Raw genomic sequence first — 6,642 nt, 5'->3', positions numbered from 1 at the left:
GTGCGGGAGAGGGGGTGAGGGCATGCTGGCCGTTGTTAAACTATAAACCATTACATCTATGTTCTACTTCCCGCCCCACACCAACACACCCGAAGCCCAGGTCAGGCCGCCACCAAACGCGGTCAGCAAGATCGTATCGCCAGGCTGCATGCGGCCAGCATCGGCGGCTTCAGCGATCGCTACGGGCAAAGTGGCGGCTGAGGTATTGCCATATTCTTGAATATTGACAAAAACCTGATCCATCGACACATTCAGGCGTTTGGCGACGGCTTCGATAATGCGTAAATTGGCTTGATGCGGAACAACCAGTTGCACATCGGCGGGCGTTTTACCAACTTGGTTCAACACATGTAACGAACTATCGACCATCGAGCGCACCGCATGCTTAAACACTTCCGAGCCATTCATCTGAATATACTGTTCAGACTGATCAAGTCGCTCGTGAGTTGCAGGGTAGAGCGTCGCGCCAGCTTTGATCCACAATAATTCGGCGGTATCGGGGATCGCCCCAAGTTTGTAGGATTGCAAACCACGCTCTTGCTCGGTCGCTTCAAGAATGACAGCACCAGCAGCATCGCCAAAAATCACGCAGGTGTTGCGATCTTGCCAATTTAAAAATGGCGAGATGGTTTCTGCTCCGCAGAGTAGTACTTTACCCACACCACCGCCACGAATCATGGCTGTAACGGCGCTTAGCGCATATAAAAAGCCACAGCAAGCAGCATTCATATCCATCACGCCAGCGTTGATCGCGCCGAGTTTGGTTTGAACTAAGGCGGCAGTTGAGGGCAACAGCAAATCGGGCGAAGTAGTCGCTACGACAATTAAATCAAGCTCTTCGGGTTTTACTCCCGCCTTATCGAGGGCAATCCGCGCGGCACGAGCCGACATATCCGAGGTGGCTTGACCTTCAGCAACAATATGGCGGCGCTGAATGCCAGTCCGCGATTGAATCCATTCATCATTGGTATCGACAATTTGTTCAAGTTCTTGGTTTGTAAGCACACGATCGGGAGCGTAGCGCCCCCAACCAGTAATAGCTGCATTCATTGCAAAACACTCCCGTGGTGAAGCCGTTTCATGCTGCACTGCACAATAACGCGCCTAAAATGCGAAAGGGACGAGAACCATAGGTCTCGACCCTTTCGCTGCTTCGCTGCCAACCATGGCTTATGCTTCAGCATTGTCCTTCTTGAGGTATTGGCGACCTTTGTAGGTGCCGCAGTTCAAGCAAACGCGATGTGGGCGGCGATAGCCACCACAGTTTGGACAAGCCGACAATGAAGGTGCGGTCAAAGCAAGATGTTGGCGGCGGTGCCCGCGTTGTTCGCGGGTAATTTTACGACGTGGCAATGCGCCCATGAGAAACTAGGCTCCTTTCAGCAATTGTTTGAGCGCGGCAAGGCGCTCATCGATCACTTGATCGTCCAAATTATCGGCTTCTGGGTTATCGTTGAGGTTTTGGCCATCGAACGACAAACCACGACAATCGGGGCGACAAATCGGCGCGATTGGTAAGTTGATGAGCGTGTATTCACGGGCAGCATCGCCAAGATCAAGCAAATGGTTGCCGTTAATTTTGAACACATCAGGCTCTTCTGGTTCTGGCAACGGTGCGCCCGTCGTTGCATGAACCGTCGCGAAATATTCCTCGGCGAAATCGAACTCAACAGGTTGGCTGAAATCGCTTAAGCATCGCACGCATTCTAAAGTGACGTTGCCGCTCATCGCAGCATCTACTAAGACCCCATTTTTGGTGCGGGTCAGTTTGACATCGCCTTCGGTGATCCTCAGGCGGCTACCATCACCTAAATCAAGCTGTTCGTTTTCATAAGTATACTGGCGGGTCGCCCCAACATATTCTTGCAATAGTTGGGAAACATTGAATTGGAGTTCGGATGACATACAGTGACCTCCTGCTGGAATTCAACCCGCAAGCGACGTGACATTATAGGCGCGAGAACGCGCTCTGTCAAACTACGCCCAGTTCATCGAGGCCATTTTGAATAATCGTCAGCGATTTGCCAATATGTTCTTCAAGGTTTAATAACACTTGTCGGGCATATTCATCGGCTTCAGAGCGCACTTTGGCGGCTTCTGATTCGGCTTCGGCGATAATTCGGCTGCGTTCACGCTGGGCAATTTCAAGCATGCCCTGTTCCGAGAGCGTGATCGCAATTTTCTTTTTGGTCGCCTCGATCAGTTGGTCGCGTTCGCGCACAATCTGGCGTGCTTGGCGTAATTCATTGGGAACCGCAACCCGCATCCGGTCGATAATGTCGAAGACTTGCTTTTCGTCGATCATTAATCGGCTGGTCAAGGGCACACGGCCACCACTCGCTAAAACCTCTTCCAACTCGTTAATCAGGCGCTCAAACTCGGCCTCAGCATATTCTGGGGGGCGCTGGTGTTGCCCGACTGGCTCCACGCTGGTTGCTTCCTGATGTTCACTGGGCTGTTCTCCCCATTGGGATTGTTCGCTCATGCGCGTGACTCCTCATGCGTTTGATAGGCTTGCTTGAGCGCAAGGGCAATATGAGCTGGCACAAAAGAGCTAACATCGCCGCCATAGGCCGCAATTTCGCGTACCGCGCTTGAGCTAAGCAACGTAAAGCGTTGATCAGCCATCAAACAGACCGTATCAAGCGTGGGAGCTAAGTGATGATTGATATGCGCCATTTGAAATTCGTGCTCAAAATCGGTTGCAGCCCGTAAGCCTCGTACCAACACGGTTGCACCAATCTCAAGCGCATACTCCACAACTAAACTCGAAAAAGCATCCACCCGCACATTGGGCAGGTGCGCTACCGATTCGCGAATCATGGCAATCCGTTGCTCAGTCGTAAAAAGCAACTTTTTGTACGGACGATGAGCTACCGCTAAGACCAATTCATCGAACAAACGTGATGCGCGAGCCGCAACATCAAGATGTCCATTGGTAATTGGGTCGAAGCTTGCAGGGTAGACAGCAATAGTCACAGGTGATTACTCCGATTGCGGCGGTAACGCTGGGCTCAATTCATAAATTGAGAAGCAGGAATCGCCGATACGCCGATGCTTTAGCAAACTCAGTGGCCCAAGTTGGGGCGGCATCACCAGCTTTGGCCAATGGCCTAAAACTAAAACGCCATTTGGATCTAAAATGCCGTGTTCAGCAACCCGCACCACAAGGTCGGGTATACCTTCCATAGCATATGGCGGATCGAGCAGGATTATAGCATATTTTGTTTTTTCGTCGATGATTTGCAGAAATTTATCGACCGAAACGTTCCAAACTTTGGCTCGCTCAGCCAATTTGGTGGTTTTTAGGTTGTCTTTGGTCACAGCAGCAACATGGCTACGCGCCTCAACAAAATCGGCCCATTCAGCGCCGCGCGATAAGCATTCGATCCCCAACGAGCCAGTGCCCGCAAATAAATCGAGGGCACGGCCTTCAAAAGCATTAAAGCCCTCTAAAATGCCAAATAACGATTCTTTGACCCGATCAAGCATCGGGCGCGTGCCAATATCTGGCGGGCCTTTTAATTGTCGCCCTTTGGCACTGCCAGTAATCACCCGCATTGGTAGTAACCCCGTAAATAAAGGCAAAAGTCAAAGGGCAAAAGTCAAAACAGTCAGGTTTATAAGCCCTCACCCCAACCCCTCTCCCACGGCGGCGGGAGAGGGACTTTTGGTTTGGTGGTTCCCCCTCGCTCGCGTGCGGGAGAGGGGGCTAGGGGGTGAGGGCATGAAAATTCCTGTTAACCCGATCAACCATTACCTAATAGACCAGAAACGTTTTCCTTTTGACTTCTGACTTTTGCCTTTCCTAAAAGACTTCTGCGCCAAATTCGGCTAGCTCGTCGGCGATCGATTCGATATCGTGGATGGTGCGCATTTTTTTGATCAGCCCAACATATTTTTGGCGATTAGCATCGTGGGCCATCACGGCTCGCTCTACATATTGGGTCAAATAGAGTTTTAATGCAGTTAATTGGGCTTCATCAAGCCGTTCGCCATTCATATAAGCATCAACGGCAGCTTCTAAAACGCCAGTTTGCTCTTCCATCCAAAAGCGTGGTGGTACTGCTACTTTAAAAGGATAGGGGTAGTCGCGGTTGGGCACAAATACTAAATTGCCAATTTGTTCGGCATCATCAGGCCATTGTTCAGTCATTGTATCGAAATCCTTGTTTTAGTTCGGAAGATCATTCAAGCTTGCCAAGGGCACAATTGGGTCGATTTGCTGCACACTATTACTTTCAGCAGCATCGATGGCCCGCATGATCAAACGCCAATCGGCCAGCGCAGTAGCCAAACTAGCCACAATTGGCTCGTTTTCAACAATTGCCGCATAAAAATTGCGAAACTCGCTGATATAGCCACGCAAATCTTGAGCTTGATAGTGCTCTATTGTACCATCAGCCCGATATAATGTCGTCTGATCGCCACGGATGGTAATACTACCGTGGGTTCCATGCACGACCGTCCAATCAAAACAGGGATTTTCGGTTTTCACTGCGCCCGAAAAACACAACGAACCAAGCACGCCTGAGGCAAAACGCAGATTCAGCACCATCGTGTCTGGGCCACGGAGCACGGGATGCACATCCTTAATGAAAGCATGGGCACTTTCGATTGGCCCGCCTAGTTCGCGCAATAAAGCAGCTTGATGCACCCCGGCATCGGCCAAGACTGCGCCACGATATTGATGATCATGTCGCCAAGGCGTTGCCCCAAAGCCTTGATCGGGATCGCTCCAGAAGGTGGCGCGAAGTTCAATTAATACTAAATCGCCAATTGCCCCAGCATCCATCCAAGCGCGGGCTTGTTTGAGATCATCGCGATAGTGAAAATTTTCGGCGATCAAAATTTTGACTGGAGCATGTTGACAGGCTGCGACCAACGCTTCGGCCTGCGGCAAATTGGCGGCCAAGGGTTTTTCGCAAATTACATGTTTGCCTGCCGCGACCGCTGCTTGAATTGCCTCGGCATTACGCTGAATTGGCAACGAAATTAATACCGCCTCGATTTGGGAATCGGCAAAGAAATCCACCCACGAATCAGTGATCGTTGGGTGGAGATCGAGCAAGCCTGCCAGCGCCTCAGCATTGGCCCAATTATGATCGCAAATGCTAACAATTTCAAAGCAATTTGGTAATGCTTTGAGCGCTGGTAGATGCAAATGTTTGACCGCCAAACCCGCTCCAAGCACTCCTAACCTGATTGTTTTCATTAATGGCGGACCTCACGCTGGAAACGCCGACGTTGCATCAGGGTTGGGCGACGGCGAATTTTAAAGGGCGATGGTGGGGTTAATGGATCATCAGCTTCAAGCCGAGCACGGCGCTTGGGGCGTTCAAAGCGATAATAATCAAAGCCAACCAAGCCAACTCCTATCACGGCAGCAACCGCGATCACCACCGAACCAAACAGGCCTTCAGCGTTGCGGGTATAGACCAAGCCGCTCACAAAGGCACTTGCTAGCGTTAGCCAGCCCAAAGCACCTTGCCAGCGCTTGCGAAAAACAAACAACACAAGAACAGCAAACACCGCTAAAAAGCCGAAAACGAACCAATCAACACGAGTCATAGCGTGCTCCTCTAAGTCAAAGCATGGCTGGTAATACTGTAGCACACAATGGGCCATGCCTACCGAACCAATTGGATTGATTATGGTTAATCATGGGCCAAATTTGCATGTTTGACAAGCAGCCTTCAGATCTATTATTCTATACCTTGTATTACAAAGTATCCTTTATCGCAAGGTAGCCTATGTTTGAACGTGAACTTCTTAAAGGTAGCCTCGGTTTGATGCTAATGGCGCTCGTCGAGCAAGGCCCAATGTATGGCTACCTGATCGCGAAGGAAATTCGTGCGCTCACCGACGATGTAATTGATCTCAAAGAGGGGTCGTTATATCCGGCGCTCCATCGGTTGGAAAAAGAAGGGATGATCGAAGGCTTTTGGCAACGGCGCGAAGATGGTGTTGATCGCCGCTACTATCGCATAACAGCGGCTGGTCAGGCTGTCCTAGACGAACGCCGTGCCCAATGGAGTCGATTTAGTGCCGCAGTTTCAAAGGTGGTCTCCGATGCACCGTCCCAATGATAGCTATTTTGCTGAACTCGAACAAGAATTAGCAGCGCTCAGCCTTGCCGAACGTGAAGCGATTTTGCGCGAATTACGCTCGCACTACGACGATGCTGCCGCTGACCCAACCGCCGATGATCAGATTTTACGCTTAGGTTTGCCATTTCAGGCCGATCAATTTGGGCGCAAATTAAAGCGCATCCATCGCTCGGCCAAACGTGAGGCCGCCAAACATCGCACCATGATGATTATTGCCACCGTGATTGCCAGCATCGCGATTGTGCTTTCGTTTGTCTTTCCATGGTTTGATGGCAATCTACTGGCCTTCATTCTTGGCGGAACAGCGGCGATCTGCTCGATTCTCTCAGTCGTAGGGATTTGGCTGCCCAAACAAACCATCGGCCAATGGCTCTTTTGGAGTGGTAGCACCGGCCTAACATTAATCGGCCTACCCTCCGTGATCAGTTTCAGCAGCTTCTATCTCATTTTCGGCCCTTTGTTGTTGTGGACAGGAACCCGACTACAACGGACGTATTAAGCCGCTAACATGGCTGCCCCGTCTCGGCGGGGT

11 protein-coding genes are annotated in these 6,642 nt (G+C 50.8%); 2 read left to right on the top strand and 9 right to left on the bottom strand.

Translation table 11 applies throughout. From position 1 onward, the window contains the following. Positions 1-63: 63 nt before the first annotated feature. The 9 genes from DEF47_RS11685 to DEF47_RS11645 form a co-directional block, all read right to left on the bottom strand. Positions 64-1,050, bottom strand: a complete 987-nt coding sequence (locus tag DEF47_RS11685; protein ID WP_012188300.1) for a beta-ketoacyl-ACP synthase III — start codon at positions 1,048-1,050, stop codon at positions 64-66. 120 nt (positions 1,051-1,170) lie between these two features. Next, the gene (gene rpmF / locus DEF47_RS11680; protein WP_012188299.1) at positions 1,171-1,362 is read right to left on the bottom strand and encodes a 50S ribosomal protein L32; all 192 of its coding nucleotides are present in this window, start codon (positions 1,360-1,362) and stop codon (positions 1,171-1,173) included. Between the two features lie 6 nt (positions 1,363-1,368). Further along, positions 1,369-1,905 (bottom strand): YceD family protein, encoded by a 537-nt coding sequence (locus DEF47_RS11675; protein WP_012188298.1) that lies wholly within the window; start codon positions 1,903-1,905, stop codon positions 1,369-1,371. Between the two features lie 67 nt (positions 1,906-1,972). Beyond that, the gene (locus DEF47_RS11670) at positions 1,973-2,485 is read right to left on the bottom strand and encodes a hypothetical protein (RefSeq protein WP_012188297.1); all 513 of its coding nucleotides are present in this window, start codon (positions 2,483-2,485) and stop codon (positions 1,973-1,975) included. Next, positions 2,482-2,979 (bottom strand): pantetheine-phosphate adenylyltransferase, encoded by a 498-nt coding sequence (gene coaD / locus DEF47_RS11665; RefSeq protein ID WP_012188296.1) that lies wholly within the window; start codon positions 2,977-2,979, stop codon positions 2,482-2,484. Before coaD ends, DEF47_RS11670 begins: the two co-directional genes overlap by 4 nt. A 6-nt stretch (positions 2,980-2,985) precedes the next feature. Next, positions 2,986-3,561 (bottom strand): 16S rRNA (guanine(966)-N(2))-methyltransferase RsmD, encoded by a 576-nt coding sequence (gene rsmD, locus DEF47_RS11660; RefSeq protein WP_012188295.1) that lies wholly within the window; start codon positions 3,559-3,561, stop codon positions 2,986-2,988. A gap of 247 nt (positions 3,562-3,808) precedes the next feature. Beyond that, complete coding sequence (locus DEF47_RS11655) at positions 3,809-4,156, bottom strand: hypothetical protein (RefSeq protein WP_012188294.1); 348 nt, start codon at positions 4,154-4,156, stop codon at positions 3,809-3,811. Between the two features lie 18 nt (positions 4,157-4,174). After that, the gene (locus tag DEF47_RS11650; RefSeq protein ID WP_012188293.1) at positions 4,175-5,215 is read right to left on the bottom strand and encodes a Gfo/Idh/MocA family protein; all 1,041 of its coding nucleotides are present in this window, start codon (positions 5,213-5,215) and stop codon (positions 4,175-4,177) included. Further along, the gene (locus tag DEF47_RS11645) at positions 5,215-5,571 is read right to left on the bottom strand and encodes a hypothetical protein (RefSeq protein ID WP_012188292.1); all 357 of its coding nucleotides are present in this window, start codon (positions 5,569-5,571) and stop codon (positions 5,215-5,217) included. The genes DEF47_RS11650 and DEF47_RS11645 overlap by 1 nt, the downstream gene beginning before the upstream one ends. Before the next feature lie 182 nt (positions 5,572-5,753). Between DEF47_RS11645 and DEF47_RS11640 the strand changes: the two genes are divergently transcribed. Then, positions 5,754-6,089 carry a PadR family transcriptional regulator gene (locus DEF47_RS11640; protein ID WP_012188291.1) on the top strand — a complete coding sequence of 112 codons (336 nt, stop codon included), beginning with the start codon at positions 5,754-5,756 and terminating at the stop codon, positions 6,087-6,089. Beyond that, positions 6,073-6,609, top strand: a complete 537-nt coding sequence (locus tag DEF47_RS11635; protein WP_012188290.1) for an HAAS signaling domain-containing protein — start codon at positions 6,073-6,075, stop codon at positions 6,607-6,609. The genes DEF47_RS11640 and DEF47_RS11635 overlap by 17 nt, the downstream gene beginning before the upstream one ends. Positions 6,610-6,642: the final 33 nt, after the last annotated feature.

The organism is Herpetosiphon sp., assembly GCF_003512625.1.
Taxonomy (GTDB): domain Bacteria; phylum Chloroflexota; class Chloroflexia; order Chloroflexales; family Herpetosiphonaceae; genus Herpetosiphon; species Herpetosiphon aurantiacus.
This window is presented reverse-complemented; position numbering and strand designations above follow the sequence as displayed.

Coding starts and splice junctions, on each gene's coding strand:
- rsmD (WP_012188295.1), bottom strand. CDS start 3,561: ATGCGGGTGATTACTGGCAGTGCCAAAGGGCGACAATTAAAAGGCCCG.
- DEF47_RS11655 (WP_012188294.1), bottom strand. CDS start 4,156: ATGACTGAACAATGGCCTGATGATGCCGAACAAATTGGCAATTTAGTA.
- DEF47_RS11640 (WP_012188291.1), top strand. CDS start 5,754: ATGTTTGAACGTGAACTTCTTAAAGGTAGCCTCGGTTTGATGCTAATG.
- DEF47_RS11670 (WP_012188297.1), bottom strand. CDS start 2,485: ATGAGCGAACAATCCCAATGGGGAGAACAGCCCAGTGAACATCAGGAA.
- DEF47_RS11685 (WP_012188300.1), bottom strand. CDS start 1,050: ATGAATGCAGCTATTACTGGTTGGGGGCGCTACGCTCCCGATCGTGTG.
- rpmF (WP_012188299.1), bottom strand. CDS start 1,362: ATGGGCGCATTGCCACGTCGTAAAATTACCCGCGAACAACGCGGGCAC.
- DEF47_RS11645 (WP_012188292.1), bottom strand. CDS start 5,571: ATGACTCGTGTTGATTGGTTCGTTTTCGGCTTTTTAGCGGTGTTTGCT.
- DEF47_RS11650 (WP_012188293.1), bottom strand. CDS start 5,215: ATGAAAACAATCAGGTTAGGAGTGCTTGGAGCGGGTTTGGCGGTCAAA.
- DEF47_RS11675 (WP_012188298.1), bottom strand. CDS start 1,905: ATGTCATCCGAACTCCAATTCAATGTTTCCCAACTATTGCAAGAATAT.
- DEF47_RS11635 (WP_012188290.1), top strand. CDS start 6,073: ATGCACCGTCCCAATGATAGCTATTTTGCTGAACTCGAACAAGAATTA.